Here is a 23,986-nt window from a genome sequence, read left to right as displayed (position 1 = left end):
GTTCAGCCGATCCGGATGCGCAGCGACGGGTTGGGCTTGAGCTCGAGGCCGTCCACGCGCTGACGCAGATGGGATTCTATGGCACCACGCACGACCTCGGGGTCGGAGACGGAGGTGGTGATGACCACGTTGATACGTCGTGCCGAAGCACGCACCGTCGCGCGGGAGACACCGTCGAGATTCTCGGCGACACGCCGCAGCCACCGCTCGAGGTCCTCGTTGCCGATGACCAGCTCACGGGAGCCTGCTGCGGTGCGCCCGGCTGCGGGGACACGTTCGTGATTCACCACCAGTGCGTTGCGCCGCCCGGGCTTCCACGCCGCAACCAACAAAGCGACCCCCAAACAGATCAGCCCGGCTGCAAGGCCCCATCCGGCCGCGGTGTTCCAGGTGAGCCCACCGAGCCAGCCATCCGGGCCTGTGCCCAGCGGGTATTCGCCCACTCGGATGCGCTCGATCGCCATGTACACCGCGAACCCGCCGACCAGAACGGCCGACAACCCCACCAGTGCCACGGCAACGGCCCGATTGGGGCGTTGCAGCAGACCGGGGGCGGCGTGTCTCGGGGCGCTCATGCTTCTCCTGTCCTGTGAGGCTTCTGGGGGCTTGTGGGAAGAGGCTCAGACGACCGAGCGTGTGCCATCGAGGTGGGCCACCACACGGCGTACCCGCACGTCAACGCGTGCCACTGGAACGCCGGTCAGTTCGGTGAGGCGATCGGTGAGCACCTGACGCACCTTCTCGGCTGTCACGCCGATGGGACGTGGGTATTCGACGGCACAGTCGATGGTGAGGAAGGCCCGGCCTCCGTCGATGTGGGTCTGCAGCCGTGGCCTCTTGTCGAAGTCGGCCTCACGTCCCACCCCCATCACCTGGGTCCCGGGTGCGCCGACGCCGGGGACCGACATGGCGAGTTGAGCGGCGGTGCGTTCCACGACACGTGCCGAGACGTGGATACCGCCGCCCACCTTCGGGTGGGACAGCGTCTGCAGCAGGATCGTCACGAACGATCCTTGCCGCCGAAGATGTCACGGACATCGAGGTTTCCCTCGATGATCCGGCCGATGATGAGGCCGGCAAGGGCCAAAACGACCACCAGCAGAGCCTGCAACGGGCCACCGAACACGATGACCAGGCCGAGGATGGCGCCGGTGAGCAGTCCGATCTGGGATGGGGACATGAAAGCTCCTGCGAATCGGGGGGGGTAGATCAGGCGAGCGTCGTCTCCCTGCGAGGCTTCACCGACGGAGCCTCGGCTTCGACATCTTCGTCGTCGTGGGCGTCGCCGGGAAGATGCACATCGCTGATCGCGACGTTGACTTCGACGACCTCGAGTCCGGTGGCGTACTCGACGGCTTCGATGATGTTCTTGCGGATCTCGTTGGCGACTTCGACCACCGAGAAGCCGTACTCGACGATGATGCTGACATCGATCGCGGTCTGACGCTCGCCCTTCTCCACGCTGACGCCACCGGAGACATTCGTCGACGATCCCGGGATGCGTTCGGTGAGCGAACTCAGCATCCGCCGCCCGGCCGACCCCATGGCGTGAACACCCATGACCTCCCGGCAGGCCATGCCGGCGACCTTCTGTACAACCTGCTCGGCGATCGTGGTGATGCCGTGATCGGTGTGCAGGGGAGAATCCTTGACCAGCTCATCATGCGTCGTCTCGGTCTGGGCGACGGCTGAGTCGGTCTTGACGTTCTCGTGGGTGGTTTCGGAGTTCGTGCTCATGGTGCCTCCTAGGGATCTGGAGCTCGCGGGTCGAAGCTCACGGGTCATGGGGTGTACGGGCTCATGGGTTGTACGGGCTCATGGGTTGTGACGCCGCGACTCGGTGCTGTGTCACGTCGAGGATTTCGACGATGCTGGAGTGGCCGCAGGAACCGCAGCGGCGGTTCCCAGTATGCCGTTGTGATCCGGCGGCTCGAGAGGGTGGGCGTGTCGGGAGTTCTCGGAGTGGTGAGGATTCCGGCTATGTTTGAAGGGTGAATGGCGTCGGATCCTCTGGGCAGGACGAGTGGACTCTGGTCACGCGTGCTCAAGACGGTGACCTCGAAGCCTTCGGCGCGCTGGTGGATCATTACAGCCCCAAGCTGTTCCGTTTCGCCATGCGTCTGCTCTTCAACCGGGCCGATGCGGAGGACGCCGTGCAGGACGCGGCCCTGCAGGCTTGGCGCAAGCTTCCCGATCTGGAGGACCCTGACGCCTTCTCGGCCTGGATCTACCGCATCACGCGGAATCGCTGCTCGGAGATCCAGCGGGTCGCAGCACGTCGTGCCACTGACCCGTGGGATCCCACCGAGATGCCCGAGGCCAGCGACCACCGCCCCAATCCACAGTCGCAGGTGGAGACCGGTGAGGCTCTCGCCGAGCTGGAGCAGCTGATCCAAGGGCTCAGCGACGACCTGAGAGCGTGTTGGGTGCTTGCGGAACTCGAGGAGATGACGTATCAGGAGATTGCTGAGATCGTGGGAACCACGAGGTCGACCGTGCGGGGACGTATCGCACGAGCGCGAGCTCAGCTCGCGAAAGGAATGGCTGAATGGCAGTAGAGAGACTTGCCTGCGGCCGAGACCCCGATGATGTGTGGGAGGGGCTCGACCGCGGCCCCGACGAACACGAGCGCGAGTGCCCGACATGCCGTGCCGCACGTGAGTCGATGATCAAGGTGCGCGACGCCACCTTGACGATGAGAGAGCGCAACGATGCCCCGGAGCTGGCGCCACCGGTGAACCTGGCCTCGTCGATCAAGAGCCTCGCCCGCGTTCAGGTGCGTCGTGACCGCACCTTCTCTGTCGTGCGCGATGACGCCGGTGAACTCACCACGAGTGAATGGGCCGTGGTTCAGACGGTGCGCCGGGCGCTCGACCCCATCGAGGAGATTCGTGTGCAGCGTGTGCGAATCAGCCAGACATCGAGCGGTGGCCTTGCGCTGACCATCTTGATCATCATCTCCTTCGGGCAGCGGGTGCCAAAGGTCGCCGATGAGGTCCGGGCCGTGGCCGAACATGAACTTCGACGTCAACTTCGTCAGGCTGTCGAACGAGTCGATGTGAGGGTCGGTGACATCCGTGAGTGGTGACGGCATGTACCTGCAGGGAACCGTGCTCGGTGATGACCTGCCCGACCGCGATCAGGTGCGTCGACTCGTGGCCGAACGGGTGCGGTCCACCCCGGGAGTGGCGAGACTGGAACCGTCGCTGCAGCAGTCACTGTCGAAGATCGCCGGGCGCGCGTCAGGACTGTTGACCGGACGTCAACGCCCCGACAGCGATGGTGGTGTCCATGTGACCCTTGACGGGACGACCGCGCACATCAAGATCGACCTCGTGATCCGGCCGGATGAGTCGATCATCCGGGTGGGCGATGAGGCGCGTGCCGGCGTCTGGAACCTGCTGCGTGAAGCGGGCTTTGATGTGGTCAAGGTGGACGTCGCGGTTCTCGGCCTGGACGGGTGAGCATCCCGTCGATGCGGCGTGGGAATCTACGTGCCCTGGGCAGTGTTGACACGGTATGACTTCTGCGGATTCCTTGCGTCTGTCGGTGCTCGATCTGATCCCGGTCTCCGGTGGTGCCACCACCGGAGACGCCCTGCGGGCGTCGCGGGAACTCGTCACGCTCGCCGACCGTTTGGGCTACACCCGGTACTGGGTGGCCGAGCATCACAACATGCCGAGCGTGGCGTCGACCACACCCAGTGTCGAACTGATGTATCTGGGGCAGGACACCGAGCAGATCCGTCTGGGGTCGGGCGGCGTCATGTTGCCCAATCATGCTCCGTTGGCCATCGCCGAGCAGTTCGCGCTGCTCTCGGCCATCTACGGTGACCGCATCGATCTGGGGATCGGCCGTGCACCGGGCACCGACCCGGTGACCTCGCACGCCATGCGGGGTCACGTCGGTGAAGGCTTCGTGGTGGATCGCGACGGCAAACGCGTCGACCCGGTGGAGGATTTTCCCCAGCATGTGGTGGATGTCATGGACCTCCTCGGTCCGGACGGGGTCACGGTGCCTCTGTTCGGCGGTGAGAAGAAGGTCCTGCACGCCACACCCAGGATCGAGACCTCGCCGCAGGTGTGGCTGCTGGGCTCCAGCGGCTACTCCGCGCAGCTCTCGGCGGCGCTGGGGCTGCCCTACGTGTTCGCGCACCACTTCGCCGGGCACGGGACCGCGGAGGCGCTGAAGCTTTACCGGGACAATTTCCAGCCCACCCGGTTCGGGTCGGAGCCGCGTACATTCCTCAGCGTCAACGCCGTGGTGGCGGACACCGCTGAGGAAGCACAGGAACTGGCCGAGCCGTACCTGTTCACCATGGCGAACCTGCGCTCGGGGCAGCCCCTGCGTCCGGTGCCGCTCGTGGGCGATGAGGTGCGCGGCATGATGACCGATGGCCACCGGCACGTCGCGGAGAACATCGCGCAGAAATGGGTGATCGGTGATGCCGAATCGGCCGCTGCACGGATGCGTGAACTGGCCGGGACGTTCGGGGTGGACGAGGTGATGATCCACCCGGTGGCGGGTCAGCGTCCCGACGACGCCCCTGGGACCGCGCCGGGACGGCTGCGGACACTCGAGTTGCTGGCCGAGAGCCTCACACCAACCAGATCGTGATCTCGGAGCCCTTCGGAACCTTGGTGCCGGCGACCGGATCGGTGCGGGCCACGAAACCGAGATCCAGGTAGGACTCCGACTTCTCCTTCTTGATGGTGAAGCCGGCCTCAGTCAGGGTCTTCTCGGCTTCCTCGACCTTCTTGGCGGTGACATTCGGCATCGTGACCATCTCGGGGCCGAGCGAAGTGACGATCTCGACGGTGTCGCCGCGGTGCAGAGTCGTGTCGGTCGGGGACTGACGGATCACCTGACCCTCGGGCACGTCGGTGGAGTGTTCCTGGGAGACCGCGACATGGAAACCGAGATTCTCCAGCTGCGTCTGCGCATCGGTGCCGACACCACCGACGGTCGTGGGAACCTGGATCGGCTCGGGTCCCTTCGACACGGTGAGATCGATCGCGGTGTTGCGACGGACCTCCTGCCCCGGGGATATCGAACTCTCCAGCACCGTGCCCATCGGGGAGGTCTCGTCCCACTGCTCGGTGATATTGCCGACGCGCAGGTTGGCGTCCTCGATGGCGGTTCGGGCGTCATCGACGTTGCCCCCCACGACCTCGGGTACCCCAAACATCTCCGGGCCGATCGAGACGACCGCATGGACCTCCTGGTCGGCCAACAGACGCTCGCCCGCGGTCGGTTCGGTGGAGATGATCGTACCGGCGGGGACATCTTCGTGGTGTGCCTCGGAGAAGGTGATGGTGAGCCCCGCGTCCTCGGCCGCCTCGGTGGCGTCGGGCTGGGTCAGCGAAACCATGTCGGGCACGTCGTGCCACCGCCCCTCGGTGACCCACCAGCCGGCTCCCAAGCCGGCCAGCAGAGCCAACATCAGCAGCGTCGCCAGCACGCCACGCCACCGTTTCGGCCGTTCCGGTTCGGCGAGGTCAGCGGGTTCGACGACGTCGGGTGTGACCGGGGGTTCGATCCGGGTGCTGCCGTCGTGGGTGGCCTCGTCGTCGAGGAACTGCGTGCGCTCCTCGGGGGAGAGCGGGCTGACCGGAGTGGCCGGCAGGGGCGGCGTCGTGGAGAAGCGGCGCTGGAAATCTGCGGTGAGACCCGGGTCGTTCATCACCCCGGCGGCAAGGGACCGCTTGGCTCGCCGTACCATCCGCAGCAACTCGCGGGCGTCGGCGGGACGTTCTTGAGGATCACGACGCGTTGCGGCGCGGACCAGTGCATCCACGTATGGAGGGATCGCATCGCGCGACACGCGCCATGACAGGGAGGACTTCTCCGACGGCGCTGGAATGTCGTTGTGGACATGGGCGTAGGCCACCTGGATCGGTGAATCTCCAGTGTGGGGCTTGACGCCGGTGAGCAGCTCGTAGAGCACCACGCCGGTGGAGTAGACGTCCGAGCGCGTGGTGGCGCGGCCCTCGGTGACGAGTTCGGGAGGCAGGTAGGAGACCGTGCCGATCAGCAGGCCCTGTGTGGCTGTGGCGCTCTGGGTCGTGATGGCACGGGCCAGACCGAAATCGGCGACCTTGACCTCGCCACGTTCGTCGATCAGGACGTTCTCGGGCTTGATGTCGCGATGCACCAGATTGCTGTCGTGTGCGGCGATCAGGGCGAGCAGGACGTCCTCGATCATCGACAGGGCACGGATCGGCACGATCGGGGCCTGACGTGAGATCACCCGACGCATCGTGATCCCGGGGACGTATTCCATGACGATGTAGGGACGACCGTCATCGTTGCCGCGGTCGAACACCGAGACGATGTTGGGGTGATTCAGCCGGGCTGCCGAACGTGCCTCACGGTCGAAGCGACCGGCGAAGTCATCGTCATCGCCGAGCCCTTCGTGCATCACCTTGACCGCGACGGTGCGGCTGAGGCGGCGATCGGTCGCCTCGTAGACGGTGGCCATGCCCCCGCGAGCGATGCGTCGCGTGATGGCATAGCGACCGCCGAGCACGGTTTCGAGCAGGGGGTCGCTCACGCTCGTGGTGGTCACTGCAGCTCCAAACACGGGTAGGGGAAGATACGGCCGTGTCATGCTCCGGCTGACCGGAACGGTCCCGAGTCTAGGGCACCGCTCCCAAACACCTTCCACGACGCGCCCGATGTGGAATGGGCCACACCTGCTGGAGGGGGTCGGGTGGAGGGGGCGACGTCAGTCGATGCGCCCTTCCATGGCCGAGGAGGCTTCGGCGTAACGACGTTGTGGGATGCGTCCGGCGTGGCGGGCGGCGTGGCCGGCGTGAACGGCGTCACGCATGGCGCGGGCCATGAGACCGGGGGCGTGGCACCGGGTCACCGCCGATGCGAGCAGGACGCCGTCACAACCGAGCTCCATGGCCAGAGCGGCATCGGATGCGGTGCCGATACCGGCGTCGAGGATGATCGGGACGGTCGCGTTTTCGACGATCAGCTCGATGTTGTGCGGGTTGCGGATACCCAGGCCCGAACCGATGGGGGCGCCCAAGGGCATGATGGCCGCGCAACCGGTGTCGGCGAGATGACGCGCGAGCACCGGATCGTCATTGGTGTAGACAAGCACGGTGAAGCCCTTGGCCACGAGCTGCTCGGCGGCCTCGAGCGTCTCGATCGGGTCGGGCAGCAGCGTCGCCTCGTCGCCGATGGCCTCGAGCTTGATCCAGTCGGTCTCGAGGGCCTCGCGGGCGAGTTCTGCGTACATGACGGTCTCGGTGCTGGTGAAACAGCCTGCGGTGTTGGGCAGTACATCGATCCCGAGCCGGTCCAACAGTTCGATGACCGAGCCCTTGGCCTTCGCATCGACGCGGCGCATGGCCACGGTGGTCAGTTCGGTGCCGGATGCGATGAGGGCTTCCTCGAGCACATCCATGCTCGGTGCTCCGCCGGTTCCCATGATCAGACGCGAATCGAATGTGCGCCCGGCGATGGTGAACGGCGTGGCTGCGGGGATCTCGGGCGGCGGGGCGTCGGGGGTGATCATGTCAGCCTCCCTGCATGGCGGTCACGACATCGATGGCGTCGCCGTCGTTGACCGGAGTGGTGTTGTGTTCGCTGCGGGGGATGACTCGCTTGTTGACCGCGACGGCGACGCCGCGGCGAGGACGTTCGCCCAGTAGGTCGGACAGCATCGCACCGGCAAAGACCTCGCGGGCCTCGCCGTTGAACCGGATGGTCACCGGTGGGTTGGTCACGGTTCCTCCTCGCGCCTGGGCTTCCTCGCGGTCATGGGCCGGGCCAAGGTGAAGGGCGCGGCGCAATCAGGGAGTCTACCGTCGGTGATGTGCTCGACGACGGCGTCTGCGGTGAGCGGCACGAGTAACACGCCGTTGCGGTGATGACCACACGCCAGCGTCAGCCCCGGGACACCGCTGGGGCCCAGGAACGGTGAGTTGTCGGGGGTACCCGGGCGGAAACCGACGCTGAACTCGTTGAGTGTGTACTCGGCGGTCAGTGGCATCACCTGACGTGCATCACGAAGGAGTGACCAAGCACCTTCGCCGGTCACGCGGGTGTCGAAGCCCATCTCCTCGACGCTCGCGCCCACCACGACCTCGCCGTGATGACGAGGCACCAGATAGACCTCCTGACCGTGACTGAACGCGCGGACCGTATGGGTGAGCCGGGGGAGTGTCCCGGCGTGCAGACGAAGGATCTGGCCCTTGACCGGGCGGACCGGAACCTCCACCGGAAGGTCTATGGAACCGGACCAGGCGCCTGCCGCGAGCACGATGTGATCGGCCGTGACCTGTTCGGCGGTGCGCAGCCGGACGCCGGTGGCCCGGTCATCATCGGTTGTGACGGCCTCGACCTCGCCGGGGGTGAATCGGACGCCGGCAGTGGTGGCTGCGTGGATCAGAGCGCTCCAGAGCATGCGGTTGTCGCAGCTGACGTCGGCCTCGACGAGCAGCGCCGAGCGGACACGAGGTGACAGGAGGGGCTCCAACCGTCGAGCCTCGCGGCTGGTGAGCCGCTTCGTCGTCAGATCGTGGTCATCGCAGAAGTCGGCGAAATCGCTCAGCCGCGCCGCATCGTCGGGGGACTGTGCCACCGAGAGTGTGGAGTCGGTGCGATACCCGGGATCGGCACCGGTGTCGGCCAGTTCGTCGACGAACCGGGGCCAGCGTCGAAGGGAGTCGAGATTGAGATCGAGGAGACCGGTCTCGGTGAAGTTCGTCTCCGTGACCGGCGCCAACATCCCAGCCGACGCCCACGCCGCCGTCGCACCCGGCGCCTCGATCGGCCCCGGGCCCGTCACGACAGTCACCTCACGGCCCCGCTGAGCCAGACGCCACGCGATCGCCGCTCCCATGAGGCCACCGCCGATCACCACCACGTTCTCCATGGGTTCGGTGTATCACGGTCACACGAGGGCCAACACAGCGGGCTCTTGCGTTGAACGGATGCTTGTCCTTTGTGCGCTCAGCCATCCGTGTGGTGCCACGCCGTGCATACCGGGCTTCCAGTTCGTCCCTGAGTCCCTGCGTCCCTGAGTCCCTGAGTCCCTGATGTGTTTACTCCCTGATGTGTCTGCTCCGATGCCTTGGCTTCTGTGGTCTGTCACCTTCGATGCCCCGTTACCTTCTGAGGCCCGTTACTTTCTGAGGCTCATCACTTGGTGCCTTCACCCCAAACACTTCAGATGCGCCCCTTGCACCTCGAAAAGAAACAGCGCCGAAAGGTCGCGCTGGACTCAACCAACGATGCCCCCCCCCATACACATCGAAAAGAATCAAGGACAGATCCTGTCCGCGAATGGGGTGGTCGGAACGCGATTCGGATGAATTGCGGACAGCATGTGGCCTAAACGATTTTCGATGTGTGTGGGGGCCTGTGGTTGCGTGGGTGCGCCTGCTCAGGGTGGGTGCCTCGGCCGGTCCTTGTGTGGGGGCCTGTGGTTGCGTGGGTGCGCCTGCTCAGGGTGGGTGCCTCGGCCGGTCCCTCCGTACTTTGCGACTTTTCGTGCTCGGGGAGAGCAATGGCGATACGCCGTAGGCTGGGCCCGTGACCACGACTATGGGTATTCGTCAGCGCCTCAATCTCTCGCGCCTGTATCTGTGCACCGACCTGCGTACGGAGAAGGGCGATTTCTTCGACTTCGTGCGTGCTGTGTTCGCGGGCGGCGTCGACCTGCTGCAGGTGCGGGACAAGAAAGCTGCCCCCGAGGCAGTCGCGGAGGCGATCTCCGAGGTGCGTCGCATGGCGCCCATGCGCAGCCTGGTGGTGGTGAACGACTCCCCGCAGATTGCTGGCGGGTGTCAGGCCGATGTGCTGCACATCGGGCAGGACGATATGCCGCCGGGCGAGGCACGTGGGTACCTGCATGACCACGCGCTGATCGGGCGCTCCACGCACTCGGTGGAGCAGGCCGATGCGGCCAACGCCGATGGGGACGTCGACTACTTCTGCGTCGGACCGGTTCACGCCACACCCACCAAGCCGACGTATGTTCCCGTCGGGTTGGATCTGGTCCGTCATGCGGCCCGCATCGCTCCGCCATTTGCTCGGGACGCGAAGCCATGGTTCGCGATCGGCGGCATCAATGCCGGTACCCTCGAGCCTATCCTCGACGCCGGAGCGCGACGAATCGTCGTGGTGCGAGCACTCACCCAGGCGTCCGACCCCGAAACAGCAGCCCGAGAGCTCCGCACCCGCCTGGACGAGGCGTGGGCCGAAGGGCGCACCGAGGCCGAACAGATGCGCGACGCATGGACCCCCGGCACGGAAGGACGCGACTGATGCGGAGGGTGGTCGGCTCGCTGCTGGGGCTGCTGGCCGCGCTGGCACTGATGGTGAGCGGCTGCTCGCTCGTCCTGACAGAGGGCCCGGGAGGTAGCGGATCCGGTCAGGACCCTGCTGCCACCGCCCCTGCCGCCACCGCCCCTGCTGAGAGCGGTGATGCTGAGAGCGGTGGTGTCGACCCCGAATCCGGTCTTCCATGGATCGAGGTGGAGGAGCTACCACAAGAGGCCCACGAGACCCTCGAGCTCATCGACCACGGTGGCCCGTTCCCGTACGACAAGGACGGCTCGACGTTCGGGAACTTCGAGGGATACCTGCCCGAGGAGCCGCGGGGTCACTACCGGGAGTACACCGTCGAATCCCCGGGGCTGGACCATCGCGGCCCATTGCGGATCGTCACCGGGGGTGAGGACACCGGGCAGGGCGTCGCCTATTACTGGACCTCCGACCACTACGAAAGCTTCGAACGCATCAGGCGTTGAGTGCCGCCCCACCCCTACGTTGTGCCGTGTCTGCCCGGCAGGACGTAGAGGCAGGACGCGGAGACAGGACGTGGAGGTGGGCGACGGCATCGGGCCTCAGTGCTCCCTGTCCACTGCAGCGTGCATGAGACCGAGCAATCCTTGGCGCCCGGCATCGGTCACGAGTCCGGCGGTGTGGGCCGCCTCGAGGGCGGAGGTGGCGTCGGCGACGGCGGTGGAGATGTGATCCTCGACGCGGTCCAGGGCACCGGCCTCCCGGATGATGCTGCGAGCGGTCTCGACCTCCTCGACGCTCAGCTCCCGCGCGAGCAGACCCTGGAAGCGCGTGGCGGTGGCGTCGTCGACGCGGCGAAGCGTCTCGGCGATCAGGACGGTGCGCTTGCCCTCGCGCAAATCGTCGCCGGCAGGTTTGCCGGTCACATCAGTGTCGCCGAAGATCCCGAGCACGTCGTCGCGGTATTGGAAAGCGCGTCCCACCAAGGAGCCGAACGTCCCTAGCGCTTCCAGCAGTTTCGTGGTCGAGTCGGCGTCTCGTCCGGCGAGGGAGGCTCCCGCAGCGGCCCCGACCATGACCGGACGCTGCACCGAGTAACGCGCGGACTTGTACTCGACGACGCGTTCGGTGTCGGACACCATGTTCGCCGGGTCGCCGAAGGGCTGGACCTGCGCTGTCACGTCCAAGAATTGTCCGCACGCGACCTCGGCCCGCATGGCGTGCAGCAGGGGGAGCGCGGCGTCGAGTGCGGCCCGCTCGAGCCCGGACTCGTCGGCGAGCTGTGTCGACCAGACCAGCAGCAGGTCACCCAGGAGGATCGACCCCGCGACTCCAAAACCCTCGGCGTCACCGAGCCAATCACGCTCCCGGTGTGCGGCGGTGTACTGCACATGCGCGGCGGGCCGGCCGCGTCGGGTGTCGGATCCATCCATCACGTCGTCATGCATGAGCGCGCTGACGTGCAGCAGATCGAGGCTCGCCGCCAGACGCACGAGCGGGGTTGTCACCTCCACCTCGTCCACCTGGGCACCTGCCGCCACGGCACCCCACAGACAGAAGGCCGGACGCAGGCGCTTGCCTCCGGCGCAGAACTCGCGTGCCAGATGCACCAGAGGCTCCACGTTCTGGCCCATGGGGGCGAGCATGGGGAGCTGGGCGTCGATGAACGCGTCGATGGCACCGCCGATCCGTTCACGTAGCGCGGGGGCGAGGGGAGTATCAGGCTGCAATGTGACCACGATCCGAGCCTATGCGCCCATGCCGGTGTCATGCGCCTAGGGTGCATCGCGATGTCTTCACTAGCACCAGACCGTGGCCCCACCATCGCCGACCGACTGCACGCAGGCGGCGGCCCCTTGGCGTCCTTCGAATTCTTCCCGCCCAAGAGTGAAGCGGGTCAGCAGCAACTGTGGCGGGCTGTCCGGGAGCTGGAGTCGCTTCAGCCCGATTTCTGCTCGGTCACGTACGGAGCATCCGGCTCCACCCGGGAACGGACCATCGACGCAACGCGCCACATCGCGGCGAACACCACGCTCGAGACGATGGGGCATCTCACGTGCGTCGAGCAGAGCGTCGCGCAGCTGCGTCACGTCGTCGGCTCGTATGCCGATGTGGGAGTGCGGCACATCCTCGCTGTTCGTGGAGATCCGCCGGGCGGCCCGTCTGCGCCGTGGGAACCTCATCCCGAAGGTCTGCCGAACGCCACCGAACTGGTGCGCCTCGTCGCCTCGTTGGGTGACTTCTGCATCGGAGTGGCAGCGTTCCCCGACATCCACCCCGGCGGTGATCCCGATCTCGACGCACAGCTGCTGGTGGAGAAGGCAGAGGCGGGGGCGAGCTTCGCCATCACGCAGTTGTTCTTCACCCCTGAGCGCTACTTCGAACTCGTGGATCGGGTGCGTGCCCATGGCTGTGACCTCCCGATCATCCCGGGGATCATGCCGGTGACGAACGTGCGTCAGATCGAGGTGTTCGCCGAACTCTCCGGAGCCGAGCTCCCCGAGCCGGTCGTCTCACGCATCCACGCTGTCGCCGATGATCCCGAAGCCGTGCGTGCTGTAGGCGTCGAGATCGGCACCGAGGTCTCCCAAGCGCTCCTCGACGGAGGAGCACCTGGGCTGCACTTCTTCACGCAGAATCGGTCGCGCGCCACTCGAGAGATTCACGCCAGGCTGGATTGGTCGTGAGATCCACGGTCGCGAGCAACTGCGTGGGTCGGGTGAGAGCCACGTAGAGGACGCGCTCGCGCCCGGGTGACTCCTCGACGATCGCGTCGGGGTCCACCACCACGACCGCGTCGTACTCCAAGCCCTTGGACTGCAACGGCGTCACCCAGATCACGCGTGGATCGGTCATGGTGACGCGGTCTCGCAAATCGAGGTGGGCCGTCGGTGTGATGACGCCGATCGTGCCCTCCACCGCGGCGAGCATGTCGGCGATGAGCCCCTCCACATGGCGGGCCAGATCCTTGGGTGTCGTGGTGGTCAGGCGCGGTGCGTGCCCGGTGCGTCGCACTGCATCGGGAAGGTCGGCATCGGGTGCCACCTTGGTGACCACCTGTGCGGCGAGTTCGAACACCTCGGCCGGCGACCGGTAGTTCGTGCTCATGCGGTGCTGACGCCGTGGCGCGGTGCCCATCAGGTCGTCGAGCACACGCTGGGTCTCTGTGGCGTCGGGCCATGAACTCTGGGCGGGGTCACCCACGATCGTCCACGACGCCTGCCCGCCGCGCCGACGCAACATGCGCCACTGCATGGGTGAGAGGTCCTGGGCCTCATCCACCAGCACATGCGCGAATCGGCGGTGTCGATCCTCGGCAGGGTCCTCGGCCCGTTCATCGCGGAGCCGGTCGGTGATCGTCACCAATTCGTCCACGCCGGCACCCTCCTCGAGGAACAACGACGGGTCCTCTTCGGGATCTTCGGGGACGGGGCCGATGATCTGTGCCAGCTCATCGAGCAGTGCCATGTCATCGACGGTGAAATCGGTGTGGTCGCGGTATGACGCGGCCAGCGCGTCACGGTCGTCGGGGTGCATGCCGGTGGCCACCTGGGCCACCACATCGGGATCGGCCAGTCGACGGAGCACCTGCTCGGGGCTGAGCGTCGGCCACCAAGCCTGGAGGAACATGCGCCAGGACGCCGAACTCGTCACGAAATCCTCGAACTCGTCCCGAGTGATACCGGCGTCGTTGGAGAAGATCGACCACAGATGATCGAGCATGGCTGACGCCGCGGGCTGGCGTCCAAGGTTGAGCTTGGTCTGTTTCAGGACGCGGCTGCGGATCCGGTGGGTGGTCTCGAGCCCGGCGGTGAGCACCTCACCCTTCACCGAGACGCGCAGAACGCCGGGCCCGGTCTCGCCGAGAACGCCGGTGGGAGCGGTGGGGTCGAGCGGGAGATCCACGAGACGACGCAGGATGCCGACCATGCGGGACGATCCCTTGATGCCGTGGGTGCGGGAGTCATCGACACGTTCGGCGCTGCGCCCGAGAACGTCGGAGGCCACCGAACCGAGGTCGTGCAGCGTCACCGAGTCCTCACCGAGGGACGGCAGGACGCGTTCGATGTAGGTGAGGAACACACGGGATGGCCCCACCACCAGAACGCCGCCGTTCTCGAAGCGTCGGCGATGGGTGTACAGCAGGAATGCGGCACGATGCAGTGCGACGACGGTCTTCCCCGTGCCCGGACCACCCGAGATGATCGTGAAACCCTGGTGGGGAGCGCGGATCGCCTCGTCCTGCTCGCTCTGGATGGTGGCGACGATGTCTCGCATCTGGGGCCCGCGAGCACGTTTGAGGGCGGCCATCAGCGCACCCTCGCCGATGACGACGAGGTCGGCGTTGGAATCTCCGTCGAGCAGATCGTCCTCGATCCCGATGACCTTCTGCCCACGGCAACGCAGGACGCGTCGACGCACCACCTGCATCGGCTCATTGGGGGTGGCGCGGTAGAAGGGTTCGGCGGCGCGGGCACGCCAATCGATCACCAAGGGCTCGTACTCGTCGTCACGCACGCCGATGCGGCCGATGTGCAATGCCTCGCCATCGGTGCGGTCGAGCCGACCGAAGACCAACCCCTCGTGTTCGGATTCGAGGGTCGCCAGACGCTTGGCGGCCTGGAACGCGAACACGTCGCGTTCGAACATGCCTGTCCCATCCTCCTCCCGCACGAAATTGGTGCGCTCGGTACGGAAGAGGTCCCTGCCCTGCTGCGCCACCTGTTCGGCCGAGCGTGTCGCGGCATCGAGGCGGGCATACACGGCGTCGACGTGGGCCTGCTCGGCAGCAAGCTCACGAGCGAGGGAATCGGGCTGTGACGTCAAACCTGCCTCCACTTTCCTGGATCGGATCCCTGTTTGGATCAGACCTCAGCTTCAATCAGACCCACGATTCTACGTGTCTTTCACCGAGGGGTGAATGTCCGTTCCCGTGAGATCCAGATGCGCAGCATAGGTCGCCAGTGCGGCCGAGAGCAGTTGTCCCACCGGGCCGGAACCGGCCTTGGTGTGCTCGCCGCACACGTAGTGGTTCCGGCGCAGACGCCGACGTGGTCCGGGCCGACGAAACCATGCGCCCCTCGGGGTGTGGATGTGGGCGTCGATGACCGCGTCGGCGTGTGCCGGGGGCTCGGGGATGACGTCCACGCGACGCTGACGCAGGCGGCCTGCGAGGACCTCGATCATGGTGGTGGTCGGCATGGTTCGGCCGTTCGCGTCGAGGAGCCGCCAACGGCCGAAGGTGCGCTCGACAGCGAGCCACACCGCGTCGACGGCTGGGGAACGGCCCGGATCCCCCGTGGCGGTGGAATGTACGAGGTCGGCGAGTTCGCCCGGCAGACCTTCGGCCAAGTCGGCGACGGTGCGGTCGGACCACAGTTCACCTCGAGCGGCGCGGTGCGCTTTGGGGCTGAAGGTGAACTCCATGCCGAGGCGGCGACGGTGCTGCCACACGGTGTCGAGACCGTCGAGGAGGTCGCGCCACCGTTCGGCGACGGGTTCTCCGAAACGTTCGCTCAGCACGGTGAACTGGGCACCCCGCTCCGGTGGCAGATGCCATCGGTCGACGCCGACCGTCCGGCCGGGGGCGGGCGCGAGCGTCAGGGAGTGACGGGCGAGTTCGGCGTCGAGCGTGCGTCCGCTCTTGCGGAACAGATCACGCCACGGGGCGGGGAAGGCGAAGGAAGTGGCGTCGGCCACCGGATGGTCGCTGATCTTCGCGGACGCATCCTCGACCAAGGTCTCGGCCGGGGCGACGAGGGTCACCTCATGACGCTGTTTGGCGAGCCGGGCGGCGGTGGCCATGCCCGCAAGGGTGCCGCCGATCACGGTGATGCGCGCCATGGTTCCCCCTTCCGCTGGGCCGCAGGCCTTCCCTCAGGTGTCGGAAGGACTATAGTGGCGGCAACGTGCTCCGGGGTCGGTGAAAATCCGAGCCGGCGGTGACAGTCCGCGACCCAGCGGTGGATCGGCAGATCCGCTTCTGGTTGATGGGGTGGAACTCCCCAACCGACGGTGAAAGTCCGGATGGGAGGCAGCACGTATCGGTGTGTGCACCGTGCATGGGTTTTGACGTACCCATTCACGCTGCGCGCGTTCTGGTGATCCCCGGAGTTCGTGACGACGACCGTCGACGAGCAGGAGGGGATGTGCACCACGCATCCGAGGATGAACGCTTCATGCGGCAGGCGCTGGCGCTTGCCGTCAAGGGGCCTGCCGTCGATCCCAATCCACGGGTCGGTGCTGTGGTGGTGGCCGACGGTGTGGTTGTGGGCACCGGGTGGCATGCGGGCGCGGGCACACCACATGCCGAGGTCGTCGCGCTGCGCGAAGCCGCCGACGCGGCCCGCGGCGCCACCATCCACATCACCCTCGAACCCTGCAACCACACCGGCCGCACCGGCCCCTGCGCCGAGGCGATCATCGAGGCCGGGATCCGCCGCGTCGTGTTCGCATCCGCTGATCCGGGCGTCACATCCGGTGGGGGCGCCGAGACCCTGCGGGCCGCCGGTGTCGAGGTTGTCGGCGGAGTGCTCGCCGAGGACGCTGACCTCCTCAACCCGGACTGGGCGTTCTCGCTCCGCCACGGTCGCCCACGCGTCACGTGGAAATACGCCGCGACGCTTGACGGGCGCGTGGCGGCCGCCGATGGGACGAGCCAGTGGATCACCGGTCCGCAGGCACGAGCCGATGTGGGACGTGAGCGGGCTCGGCATGGCGCGGTGCTCGTCGGCACGGGAACAGTCCTCGCCGACGATCCCCATCTCACCGCGCGTGATGCCGACGGCACCCTGCTGGATCGGCAGCCACTGCGGGTGGTCATGGGTCTGCGTGAGACGGCGCCGGAGGCGCGGGTGTTCGACGATGCCGCCGAGACCATCTCGTTGCGCACCAGGGACGCCCGTGAGGCGTTGTCCACGTTGCAGGAACGGGGTATCCGTTCGGTCTGGCTCGAGGGCGGGCCGACGCTGGCCGCCGCGTTCTGGCGGGCCGACTGTATCGATGACGTGATCGCCTGGCTCGGCCCCAAGTTGTTGGGTGATGGCCTCGTGGCGGTCACCGATCTGGGCGTCGGCACCATCGTCGATGCCATCGACCTGCGGACCATGGACGTCCGCACCATGGGCCCGGATGTGCGCTGGCACCTCCGCGTCCACCGACCGGGCGAGGAGGCCTGAATGTTCACCGGAATCATCAGCGAGATCGGCACCGTGGAGGCGGTCGACGACGGTGGGGGCGGCATCGTGACGTTCCGCATCGCCACACATGGCGTCCTCGATGACGCCACACATGGCGTCCTCGATGACGCCGAGCCGGGGTGCTCGATCGCCGTCAACGGCGTGTGTCTGACCGTGGTGGAGCACACCGCATCATGGTTCACCGCCGATGTGATGGGCGAATCACTCGCCGTCACCGCGCTGGGGGATCTCGAGGTCGGGTCCGCGGTCAACCTCGAACGGGCCATGCGTGCCGACGGACGCCTCGATGGACACATCGTCCAGGGGCACGTGGATGCGGTGGGGGAACTGGTCGAGCGTCGCCCCGATGAGCGCTGGGAGGTGCTGCGTTTCACCGCGCCCGCCGATGCCCGAACGTTCTGCGTCCACAAGGGGTCCATCGCGATCGACGGGGTGTCGCTGACGATCAGTGCGCTCACCGATGACGGCTTCGAGGTCTCGTTGATCCCCACGACGCTCGAAGCCACGACGCTGGGGTGTCTCCGGCCCGGAGCCCGCGTCAATCTCGAGACCGATGTGCTTGCCAAATACGTCGCCCGTCATCTCGAAGCCACCACTCAGAGCACTGCTCACCAGACCACCGAGGAGAACCGATGACTTCCCCCGCGTTCGCGTCCATCGACGCCGCATTGGAGGCCCTGCGTGCGGGGCGTCCGGTGCTCGTCCTCGATGACGAGGACCGTGAGAACGAAGGAGATGTGGTCCTGGCCGCCCAGACCACCACAGCGGAGTGGATGGCGTGGACCATCCGGCATTCGTCCGGCTACATCTGTGCGCCGATGACCGACGCCATCGCCGACCGGCTCGACCTGCCGCTCATGGTGCCGCGCAACCAGGATTCCCTGCGCACCGCCTACACCGTGACCGTCGACGCGGCCGCCGGCGTCACCACCGGTATCTCGGCCGCTGACCGCACCCGCACCATCGGCGTCCTCGCCGACCCCGACGCCACCGCCGATGACCTCATCCGTCCCGGCCACGTGGTGCCGCTGCGAGCCCGTGAGGGTGGTGTCTTCACCAGGCGCGGGCACACCGAGGCGACGGTCGACCTGTGTCGGCTGGCCGGGCTGGAGCCGGTGGGCGCGATCGGTGAACTCGTCCACGACACCGGCGAGATGATGCGGACCACCGATGTGCTGGCGTTGGGCGCCGAGCACGACCTGCCGGTCATCACGATCGAGGCCCTGGTGGCCTGGCGGGAGCGTCATGACCGCGTGGAGCCGGTGGCCACCTCGCAGTTGCCGACGCGGCATGGACGCTTCACCGTGCACGGCTTCCGTGATCGACGCACCGGTGCTGAACATGTGGCCCTCGTAAGGCCCGGTGGCGCACGCGTGCGGGTGCATTCGGAGTGTCTGACCGGCGATGCGTTCGGTTCGACACGATGCGACTGCGGGCCCCAACTGGATGCCGCACTGGACGATGTGGGCCGCAACGGCGGCGTCGTGGTGTACCTGCGTGGACACGAGGGCCGGGGCGTCGGACTGCTCGACAAGCTCCGCGCCTACGCCGAACAGGACGCCGGCGCCGACACCGTCGATGCACAGACCAACCTGGGGCTCCCCGTGGACGACCGTGAATATGCCGCGGCCGCGGCGATCCTGCTGCATCTCGGGATCACCGAGGTACAGCTGCTGACCAACAACCCCGAAAAACCCGCCGAACTGCAGCAGCACGGCATCACCGTCACCCAGCAGATCCCGCTGCACGTGGGGGAGACGCCCGACAACGCCGCATACCTGGCGACCAAACGCAGCCGCATGGGGCACAGCGCCCCAAGCCCGACGATCACAAGCCCGACGATCACGAACCTGGACAGGAGGCCCGCATGAGCGGAGCAGGAGCACCCACGACCATCGCCGATGCGACGGGACTGACGGCGGTGATCGTCGCCGCCTCGTGGCACGACACCGTCATGGACGGCCTGATCGACGGCGCCCAGCGAGGAGTCCGGGCCTGTGGGCTCCAGGACGTGCCGGTGGTGCGGGTTCCGGGGACGTTCGAGCTTCCGGTGGCGGCGTCACGCCTGGCGTCGCGGTATGACGTGGTGATCGCGCTGGGCGTGGTGATCCGTGGTGGGACGCCGCACTTCGAGTACGTCTGTGAGGCCGCCACGATCGGGCTGACGAAGGTGTCGGTGGAGACCGGCACGCCGGTCGGGTTCGGCGTCCTCACCTGTGATGACGAGCAGCAGGCGCTGGATCGCGCGGGGCTGGAGGGCTCCCGCGAGGACAAGGGCTTCGAAGCCGCCACTGCGGCACTGGTCACCGCAGTCACGCTGAAGGATTAGACGACTCGGGATTCGTGATGGTTGTCCACAGGTGAGTGGCGCGTCGATGCTCCATCCACAGATTCGGGGAAAGCGGTTCGATCCGGAGGCAGGGCGTCCATAGCTGAGGGCGTGCCCCAGATCGATGTTCCGCGACGCGCCGCGCCCCGTGCCAACGGGCTGACGCGACTCGCCAGCACGCCCGCTCGCACCACGGACCCGGACGCGACTCGGCCCCGTGCTGATCGTGCTGGTGGCGGGCAGGGCGCGGAAGCGTGGTGGACCGGAGCCCCGCAGTGGACCGAGCCCCTTCCAGCATCGGACCCGGAGCCGCCGGATACCGCAGGGGCAGTCTCGCGGTTCACCCGCAAGCACGTGATGGTGATGGCCGTCGCGCTGTTGCTGGCGGCACTGCTCGCGGCGTATTCGATGCTCCGGGCGCAGCCGGCAGATCCCGTGCCGGTCGCCGAACCGGTGCCGGAGGCGACGCCGGTTGTTCCGGACGCGCCGGTGGAGGGCGCTCCGTCCGGCGCCGCATCGCCCACCGCTCCCGAGGTGTTTCGGGTGCACGTGGTGGGGGCGGTGCATCACCCCGGTGTGCACGAGTTGGGTCCCGGTGCGCGGGTGATCGATGCGGTGGACAGCGCCGGCGGACTCACCAGGGACGCCGCGCCCGGCCAGCTCAACTTCGCCCAACCCGTGGCCGATGGGCAGCAGGTCTGGATCGGCACACATGCCGAACCCGGTGGCGAGGTGCGTTCCCCGGCCGAAGCATCCCAACAACCGGGTCAGCCCGGTCAGTCTGGGCCGCCCGGTCAGTCTGGGTCGGAAGGGGCCTCGTCGGGAGATGGGCAAGGGCTGGTGAACCTCAACAGCGCCTCGCAGGCCGAGTTGGAGGAACTGCCCGGCGTCGGCCCGGCGACGGCTCAGAAGATCATCACCTGGCGGGAGGAGAACGGCGGATTCCGGAGCGTCGAGGACCTCATGGAGATCCGTGGGATCGGCGAGAAGACGTTCGCCGAACTGGCACCGCTGGTGACGGTGTGACGCCATGCCCCGGCCACTCGACGCACTCACACTCGACGCACTCAGGCGGTTCGACGTGCGTATGCCCGCCATCGCCATTGCGATCTGGTGCGGCACCTGGGCCGCGACCGGCGAACGGTGGGCCCCGGTGGCGGTCGCCCTGAGCCTCGCGCTCCTGACCGCGCTGATCGCGGTGTGGCGACGATGGGCGATGGTGGGGGTCATGGCGGTGGTGGTGCTCGCCTCACTCGCCGTCGGGGGAGCACGCACCGCGACGCTGATGCATCACCCCGTGCGGGCGCTGGCCCACCAGGACGCCCGCGCAACGGTGGAGTTCACTCTGCGCACCGACCCACGGCATTACGCGGCGTCCGCCACCAGACCCGGACTCACCACGGCCACGGCCGCGCTGCACCGGGTGGAGACCCGTGACGGTGGGTTCGGCAGGGTCACCGGAACCGTGGTGGTGCGCGTCAGCGGGGACGACGCCGCAGAGTTGTTGGAGACTCCGGTGGGCTCACGGGTGCGGGCCCGGGCGACGCTGCGAGCGCCGGATCCGGGCGAGCCCCATCTCGCGGTCATCACCCTGCGCTCCATGGACGTGGTGGCTCCGCCGGGCTGGCCCGGACGCGCCGTGGAGCATGTGCGCGGTGGGTTGCGGGACGCCGTGGCCGACCTGCCGACGGAACGCCGTGCCCTGGTTCCGTCGTTGGTCGTGGGCGATCTGCGCCACATGACCGAGGAACTGCGCGAGGATTTCATCGTCACTGGTCTGACCCACCTCACCGCGGTGTCGGGGGCGAACAACAACTAGACAGATGGGCACCTGAAGGGCAGCTGACAAGGGACGTTGTCATCTCTGGTGGTGTGGCCCTCCGCCCATGGGCCGCCCGACAACTCCCCAGAGCCCGGGGTGCCGGGGTAGCACAGTCATGCGCAACCCTTCGGCTTCCCGTGCTGGCCGACACCCGATCACAGGTACCGCACGCGCTCACCCGGCAGCATCTCGCGCTCGCCAGGGCGCTGCGGCACCACGATGACGTCGAGGCCGACCAGGGCGCTCACCTCGCGATCCAGGGCGGCGAGATCCCCGGCAGTCAGGTCGGTGACCTCCGGCAGGTCGACGGCGATCTCCGCGGCGGCGGGCAAGTCCTTGCCGGCCCCCGCCCAGCCGATGACCCGAGCGTTGCCGAGCCCACGTCCGGCCAGCAACGCCTTGACGTCGTCTGCCCGCAGCATGATCCAGTCGAGGGGCACGAAGCCCCTTTCGCCGTGCTCAGGCCTGCCCACGGTCATGACTGCCTCATGGCGATGCGCTCGTAGGCTCGGCGGAGGCGCTTGAGGCACATCGCGATGACCAGGAGGAAGTGGACCGTTCCAGCTACGGCGATCCCGGTTAGCACTGGGCCCAAGGGTTCTGTCCCGATCCACTTGCCGGCCCCACACACAATGAGGTAACCCACCAACACCAGCCCCCACAGGATGGCCCACAGGGTGTTCGCCATGCACTCGTCGACCAGTGCGAAGTCATCTTCAATGAGCCGCTTGTCGGCGCCCAAGGTTATCCGCAGCTGGAAGAGGAACACCGCCATGGCGAACAACAGGCCAGCGACGATCGAGATTCCAGCGACGGCACCCCCGACGTCGGAGATCTTCGCGCCCAGCCACCACGTGCCCATCCCAGCAGCGATGGGCAGCAGCGATTGCACGGCAATGGCCACCCAGTCTGGGCGACTGGTGCGGTTGTCGTAGAGGGTGGCGAAGTGGTCAGCAGGTACCCGCCACAACGACGCCTTGCCCACCGCGTTCACCCTCCTTGGGTCGTGCTCACGGGTCGGCTCCAGGACACGTCCCAGGCTGCGCCGTGACGCCTGCACAATCCGTCAACCCGCTCCGTGCACCGGGAGACGAGCTCCGATGTCTCCAGTGACGGCTCCGTAGCGGCATTGAGCAATTCCCGGATGGCTGGTGCCCCCTCCGTGCCCAGCTCGAACTTCTTGGTGCGACCGTCGTGTTCCATTGTGACCCACACGGTTCGCTCGGCCGGCAGGTCCTCGACTGCGACGATGCGCTGGAGGACCTTCTCGTCCTTGAGAGAGGTGAGGAGTTTGCCGGGAAACCGGTTGCGGCGCTCCGGGCGAGCGACATAGGAGATCTTGCCCACCACCACGTGAGGACCGTCGGCGACGTCAACGCTCTTGCCTTCGATGCGCACTTCCACCTCGGTCAACTCGGCAGCCTCCGCCCACACCTCGCCCTCGGTCACTGCCTGCATCTTCATGGTCACCTTGTCGGTGTAGCCGCTGAAGTAGGAGCGGAACAGCTCGCGGATGCGCCCACCTGCCTGCCCTCGGGACGACTCCTCCGACAGGAAGTAGGCATGTTCACCCGTCGCCGGGACGAACAGCAGGGCGCGATTGCTGCCCGTTGGCGCTTGGTTGTCTGTGATGGTGCCCACCGGTTCGCCGGTGTCCACGTCAACGAGCTCGCCAGCCTCGCCGTAGGCGCCGACACGCAGGTCCAGCAGGAGGACCCGCGAGGCGTAGCGCGACACGCTGGCCAGGTTCACCCAGGTCTGGCGGTCCTTGTTGTGGGTGTCGTCCGTGGTCAGCTTGGTGGCCCAACCCTCGAAGATGTCGAGCAGGTCTTCGCCGTCCAGATCGGCAGGCGCGAACGAGATGGCATTGCGCTTGCGCTTCTGGTGGAAGGTCAGCTCGTAAACGGTCAGGACTCGACGGCCCATGGGTTCCTCCTCATGCCGGACAACAACCAGCATCCCACCGGGGTGTGACAATTCTGCGGGGCGGCGCGCCGCCCCGGGAGTCCGGTGGCAACACGCCACCGCACATCTCCCATTCACGAGAGGATGGACCTCATGCTAGACAACGTCACCGACCTCCACAGCCGCCAGCCCGTGCTCGGCACCTTCCATGCCGTCTCGTGCCGCGACGGCGCATCGCTGGAGCGCGACGGTCAGCCCTACGTGGCGATGAACATGTTGGAGACCAGCGACGGTAGGCCCCTGTGTGAGATCCAGTTCACCGACGGCATCTGGTTCTTGGCGAACCCTGAGACCGACCTCACAAGGGCTCGATCGGGTCACGCCTAGTCAAGGAGCGGTCTACTCAAGGGTCGGCTGAAGTTCTACCTCGTAAACAACCTCGCTGGAGTCTTCCTTCTCGTGTAC

Annotated in this window: 28 protein-coding genes and 1 riboswitch; of the genes, 14 read left to right on the top strand and 14 right to left on the bottom strand. The window is 67.0% G+C overall.

The annotated features are described in order from the left end of the window. Window positions 1–2: 2 nt before the first annotated feature. From FB460_RS03050 to FB460_RS03035, 4 genes are read right to left on the bottom strand one after another with little or no spacing between them, the layout of a single operon-like run. On the bottom strand, window positions 3–575 hold the full coding sequence (locus FB460_RS03050) for a DUF6286 domain-containing protein (RefSeq protein ID WP_142092623.1): 573 nt from the start codon (window positions 573–575) through the stop codon (window positions 3–5). A 45-nt stretch (window positions 576–620) separates the two neighbouring features. Then, the gene (locus FB460_RS03045; RefSeq protein WP_142092622.1) at window positions 621–1,004 is read right to left on the bottom strand and encodes an Asp23/Gls24 family envelope stress response protein; all 384 of its coding nucleotides are present in this window, start codon (window positions 1,002–1,004) and stop codon (window positions 621–623) included. After that, complete coding sequence (locus tag FB460_RS03040) at window positions 1,001–1,180, bottom strand: DUF2273 domain-containing protein (protein ID WP_142092621.1); 180 nt, start codon at window positions 1,178–1,180, stop codon at window positions 1,001–1,003. Before FB460_RS03040 ends, FB460_RS03045 begins: the two co-directional genes overlap by 4 nt. 29 nt (window positions 1,181–1,209) lie before the next feature. Beyond that, window positions 1,210–1,737, bottom strand: a complete 528-nt coding sequence (locus FB460_RS03035; protein ID WP_142092620.1) for an Asp23/Gls24 family envelope stress response protein — start codon at window positions 1,735–1,737, stop codon at window positions 1,210–1,212. A gap of 254 nt (window positions 1,738–1,991) precedes the next feature. On the opposite strand from FB460_RS03035, the gene FB460_RS03030 reads away from it, so the two are divergent. From FB460_RS03030 to FB460_RS03015, 4 genes are read left to right on the top strand one after another with little or no spacing between them, the layout of a single operon-like run. Then, on the top strand, window positions 1,992–2,558 hold the full coding sequence (locus FB460_RS03030) for an RNA polymerase sigma factor (protein ID WP_142092619.1): 567 nt from the start codon (window positions 1,992–1,994) through the stop codon (window positions 2,556–2,558). Next, on the top strand, window positions 2,549–3,088 hold the full coding sequence (locus tag FB460_RS03025) for an Asp23/Gls24 family envelope stress response protein (RefSeq protein ID WP_142092618.1): 540 nt from the start codon (window positions 2,549–2,551) through the stop codon (window positions 3,086–3,088). The genes FB460_RS03030 and FB460_RS03025 overlap by 10 nt, the downstream gene beginning before the upstream one ends. Continuing rightward, on the top strand, window positions 3,069–3,464 hold the full coding sequence (locus FB460_RS03020) for a hypothetical protein (protein ID WP_142092617.1): 396 nt from the start codon (window positions 3,069–3,071) through the stop codon (window positions 3,462–3,464). Before FB460_RS03025 ends, FB460_RS03020 begins: the two co-directional genes overlap by 20 nt. 55 nt (window positions 3,465–3,519) lie before the next feature. Continuing rightward, window positions 3,520–4,617, top strand: coding sequence for an LLM class flavin-dependent oxidoreductase (locus tag FB460_RS03015; protein ID WP_246044217.1), 1,098 nt, complete (start codon window positions 3,520–3,522; stop codon window positions 4,615–4,617). On the opposite strand, the gene pknB is transcribed toward FB460_RS03015, so the two are convergent. From pknB to thiO, 4 genes are all read right to left on the bottom strand, one after another. After that, window positions 4,598–6,568, bottom strand: coding sequence for a Stk1 family PASTA domain-containing Ser/Thr kinase (gene pknB, locus FB460_RS03010; RefSeq protein ID WP_211345803.1), 1,971 nt, complete (start codon window positions 6,566–6,568; stop codon window positions 4,598–4,600). The two genes, FB460_RS03015 and pknB, sit on opposite strands and share 20 nt — an antisense overlap. Window positions 6,569–6,727: 159 nt before the next feature. Then, the gene (locus tag FB460_RS03005; protein ID WP_142092615.1) at window positions 6,728–7,531 is read right to left on the bottom strand and encodes a thiazole synthase; all 804 of its coding nucleotides are present in this window, start codon (window positions 7,529–7,531) and stop codon (window positions 6,728–6,730) included. A gap of 1 nt (window position 7,532) precedes the next feature. Further along, on the bottom strand, window positions 7,533–7,742 hold the full coding sequence (gene thiS, locus FB460_RS03000) for a sulfur carrier protein ThiS (protein WP_246044216.1): 210 nt from the start codon (window positions 7,740–7,742) through the stop codon (window positions 7,533–7,535). Then, the gene (thiO, locus tag FB460_RS02995; protein ID WP_142092614.1) at window positions 7,739–8,893 is read right to left on the bottom strand and encodes a glycine oxidase ThiO; all 1,155 of its coding nucleotides are present in this window, start codon (window positions 8,891–8,893) and stop codon (window positions 7,739–7,741) included. The genes thiS and thiO overlap by 4 nt, the downstream gene beginning before the upstream one ends. A 659-nt stretch (window positions 8,894–9,552) precedes the next feature. Between thiO and thiE the strand changes: the two genes are divergently transcribed. Beyond that, entirely contained in the window at window positions 9,553–10,287 is a 735-nt protein-coding gene (gene thiE, locus FB460_RS02990) for a thiamine phosphate synthase (protein ID WP_246044215.1), read from the top strand. Further along, a complete protein-coding gene (locus FB460_RS02985) occupies window positions 10,287–10,772 on the top strand; it encodes a guanyl-specific ribonuclease (protein WP_246044214.1) in 486 nt (161 codons plus the stop codon). The genes thiE and FB460_RS02985 overlap by 1 nt, the downstream gene beginning before the upstream one ends. Before the next feature lie 96 nt (window positions 10,773–10,868). Here FB460_RS02985 and FB460_RS02980 read toward each other — a convergent pair whose 3' ends face one another. Next, window positions 10,869–12,005, bottom strand: coding sequence for a polyprenyl synthetase family protein (locus FB460_RS02980; RefSeq protein WP_142092612.1), 1,137 nt, complete (start codon window positions 12,003–12,005; stop codon window positions 10,869–10,871). 51 nt (window positions 12,006–12,056) lie between these two features. On the opposite strand from FB460_RS02980, the gene FB460_RS02975 reads away from it, so the two are divergent. Next, a complete protein-coding gene (locus FB460_RS02975; protein ID WP_142092611.1) occupies window positions 12,057–12,953 on the top strand; it encodes a methylenetetrahydrofolate reductase in 897 nt (298 codons plus the stop codon). Here the strand turns inward: FB460_RS02975 and FB460_RS02970 are convergent. Further along, a complete protein-coding gene (locus tag FB460_RS02970; protein WP_246044213.1) occupies window positions 12,895–15,093 on the bottom strand; it encodes a HelD family protein in 2,199 nt (732 codons plus the stop codon). The genes FB460_RS02975 and FB460_RS02970 overlap by 59 nt on opposite strands. A 69-nt stretch (window positions 15,094–15,162) precedes the next feature. Continuing rightward, window positions 15,163–16,110: an FAD-dependent oxidoreductase gene (locus FB460_RS02965; protein WP_142092609.1), complete on the bottom strand. Its 948-nt coding sequence runs from the start codon at window positions 16,108–16,110 to the stop codon at window positions 15,163–15,165. Window positions 16,111–16,171: 61 nt separating this feature from the next. Continuing rightward, window positions 16,172–16,311, top strand: a riboswitch (FMN riboswitch). Window positions 16,312–16,445: 134 nt separating this feature from the next. Here FB460_RS02965 and ribD point away from each other — a divergent pair. The 6 genes from ribD (at window position 16,446) to FB460_RS02935 (ending at window position 21,613) form a co-directional block, all read left to right on the top strand. Beyond that, entirely contained in the window at window positions 16,446–17,444 is a 999-nt protein-coding gene (ribD, locus tag FB460_RS02960) for a bifunctional diaminohydroxyphosphoribosylaminopyrimidine deaminase/5-amino-6-(5-phosphoribosylamino)uracil reductase RibD (RefSeq protein ID WP_425466971.1), read from the top strand. Further along, window positions 17,445–18,101, top strand: coding sequence for a riboflavin synthase (locus tag FB460_RS02955; RefSeq protein ID WP_142092607.1), 657 nt, complete (start codon window positions 17,445–17,447; stop codon window positions 18,099–18,101). It begins immediately after the preceding gene. Further along, entirely contained in the window at window positions 18,098–19,336 is a 1,239-nt protein-coding gene (gene ribB / locus FB460_RS02950; RefSeq protein ID WP_142092606.1) for a 3,4-dihydroxy-2-butanone-4-phosphate synthase, read from the top strand. Before FB460_RS02955 ends, ribB begins: the two co-directional genes overlap by 4 nt. After that, the gene (ribH, locus tag FB460_RS02945) at window positions 19,333–19,794 is read left to right on the top strand and encodes a 6,7-dimethyl-8-ribityllumazine synthase (RefSeq protein ID WP_142092605.1); all 462 of its coding nucleotides are present in this window, start codon (window positions 19,333–19,335) and stop codon (window positions 19,792–19,794) included. Before ribB ends, ribH begins: the two co-directional genes overlap by 4 nt. A gap of 111 nt (window positions 19,795–19,905) precedes the next feature. After that, window positions 19,906–20,820 (top strand): helix-hairpin-helix domain-containing protein, encoded by a 915-nt coding sequence (locus FB460_RS02940; RefSeq protein WP_142092604.1) that lies wholly within the window; start codon window positions 19,906–19,908, stop codon window positions 20,818–20,820. Between the two features lie 4 nt (window positions 20,821–20,824). Continuing rightward, a complete protein-coding gene (locus FB460_RS02935; RefSeq protein ID WP_142092603.1) occupies window positions 20,825–21,613 on the top strand; it encodes a DUF4131 domain-containing protein in 789 nt (262 codons plus the stop codon). A gap of 158 nt (window positions 21,614–21,771) precedes the next feature. Here FB460_RS02935 and FB460_RS02930 read toward each other — a convergent pair whose 3' ends face one another. From FB460_RS02930 to FB460_RS02920, 3 genes are read right to left on the bottom strand one after another with little or no spacing between them, the layout of a single operon-like run. Next, window positions 21,772–22,095 carry a hypothetical protein gene (locus FB460_RS02930; RefSeq protein ID WP_142092602.1) on the bottom strand — a complete coding sequence of 108 codons (324 nt, stop codon included), beginning with the start codon at window positions 22,093–22,095 and terminating at the stop codon, window positions 21,772–21,774. Beyond that, the gene (locus tag FB460_RS02925) at window positions 22,092–22,610 is read right to left on the bottom strand and encodes a hypothetical protein (RefSeq protein ID WP_211345802.1); all 519 of its coding nucleotides are present in this window, start codon (window positions 22,608–22,610) and stop codon (window positions 22,092–22,094) included. Before FB460_RS02925 ends, FB460_RS02930 begins: the two co-directional genes overlap by 4 nt. Then, window positions 22,607–23,542: a hypothetical protein gene (locus FB460_RS02920; protein ID WP_142092601.1), complete on the bottom strand. Its 936-nt coding sequence runs from the start codon at window positions 23,540–23,542 to the stop codon at window positions 22,607–22,609. The genes FB460_RS02925 and FB460_RS02920 overlap by 4 nt, the downstream gene beginning before the upstream one ends. 132 nt (window positions 23,543–23,674) lie before the next feature. Here FB460_RS02920 and FB460_RS02915 point away from each other — a divergent pair, with 132 nt between their 5' ends. Continuing rightward, window positions 23,675–23,908 carry a hypothetical protein gene (locus tag FB460_RS02915; protein WP_142092600.1) on the top strand — a complete coding sequence of 78 codons (234 nt, stop codon included), beginning with the start codon at window positions 23,675–23,677 and terminating at the stop codon, window positions 23,906–23,908. The last annotated feature ends 78 nt before the right edge of the window (window positions 23,909–23,986 follow it).

Origin of the sequence: Propioniferax innocua (assembly GCF_006716235.1) — a bacterium.
Lineage (GTDB): Bacteria > Actinomycetota > Actinomycetes > Propionibacteriales > Propionibacteriaceae > Propioniferax > Propioniferax innocua.
Note: the sequence above shows the minus strand (reverse complement) of the source record. Positions and strands in the feature narration are given on the sequence as shown.

Coding starts and splice junctions, on each gene's coding strand:
- FB460_RS03025 (WP_142092618.1), top strand. CDS start 2,549: ATGGCAGTAGAGAGACTTGCCTGCGGCCGAGACCCCGATGATGTGTGG.
- FB460_RS03050 (WP_142092623.1), bottom strand. CDS start 575: ATGAGCGCCCCGAGACACGCCGCCCCCGGTCTGCTGCAACGCCCCAAT.
- thiO (WP_142092614.1), bottom strand. CDS start 8,893: ATGGAGAACGTGGTGGTGATCGGCGGTGGCCTCATGGGAGCGGCGATC.
- FB460_RS03035 (WP_142092620.1), bottom strand. CDS start 1,737: ATGAGCACGAACTCCGAAACCACCCACGAGAACGTCAAGACCGACTCA.
- FB460_RS02915 (WP_142092600.1), top strand. CDS start 23,675: ATGCTAGACAACGTCACCGACCTCCACAGCCGCCAGCCCGTGCTCGGC.
- FB460_RS02955 (WP_142092607.1), top strand. CDS start 17,445: ATGTTCACCGGAATCATCAGCGAGATCGGCACCGTGGAGGCGGTCGAC.
- FB460_RS02985 (WP_246044214.1), top strand. CDS start 10,287: ATGCGGAGGGTGGTCGGCTCGCTGCTGGGGCTGCTGGCCGCGCTGGCA.
- FB460_RS02935 (WP_142092603.1), top strand. CDS start 20,825: ATGCCCCGGCCACTCGACGCACTCACACTCGACGCACTCAGGCGGTTC.
- ribH (WP_142092605.1), top strand. CDS start 19,333: ATGAGCGGAGCAGGAGCACCCACGACCATCGCCGATGCGACGGGACTG.
- FB460_RS02965 (WP_142092609.1), bottom strand. CDS start 16,110: ATGGCGCGCATCACCGTGATCGGCGGCACCCTTGCGGGCATGGCCACC.
- FB460_RS03005 (WP_142092615.1), bottom strand. CDS start 7,531: ATGATCACCCCCGACGCCCCGCCGCCCGAGATCCCCGCAGCCACGCCG.
- ribD (WP_425466971.1), top strand. CDS start 16,446: ATGCGGCAGGCGCTGGCGCTTGCCGTCAAGGGGCCTGCCGTCGATCCC.
- FB460_RS02920 (WP_142092601.1), bottom strand. CDS start 23,542: ATGGGCCGTCGAGTCCTGACCGTTTACGAGCTGACCTTCCACCAGAAG.
- FB460_RS03040 (WP_142092621.1), bottom strand. CDS start 1,180: ATGTCCCCATCCCAGATCGGACTGCTCACCGGCGCCATCCTCGGCCTG.
- FB460_RS02930 (WP_142092602.1), bottom strand. CDS start 22,095: ATGACCGTGGGCAGGCCTGAGCACGGCGAAAGGGGCTTCGTGCCCCTC.
- FB460_RS03015 (WP_246044217.1), top strand. CDS start 3,520: ATGACTTCTGCGGATTCCTTGCGTCTGTCGGTGCTCGATCTGATCCCG.
- FB460_RS02975 (WP_142092611.1), top strand. CDS start 12,057: ATGTCTTCACTAGCACCAGACCGTGGCCCCACCATCGCCGACCGACTG.
- ribB (WP_142092606.1), top strand. CDS start 18,098: ATGACTTCCCCCGCGTTCGCGTCCATCGACGCCGCATTGGAGGCCCTG.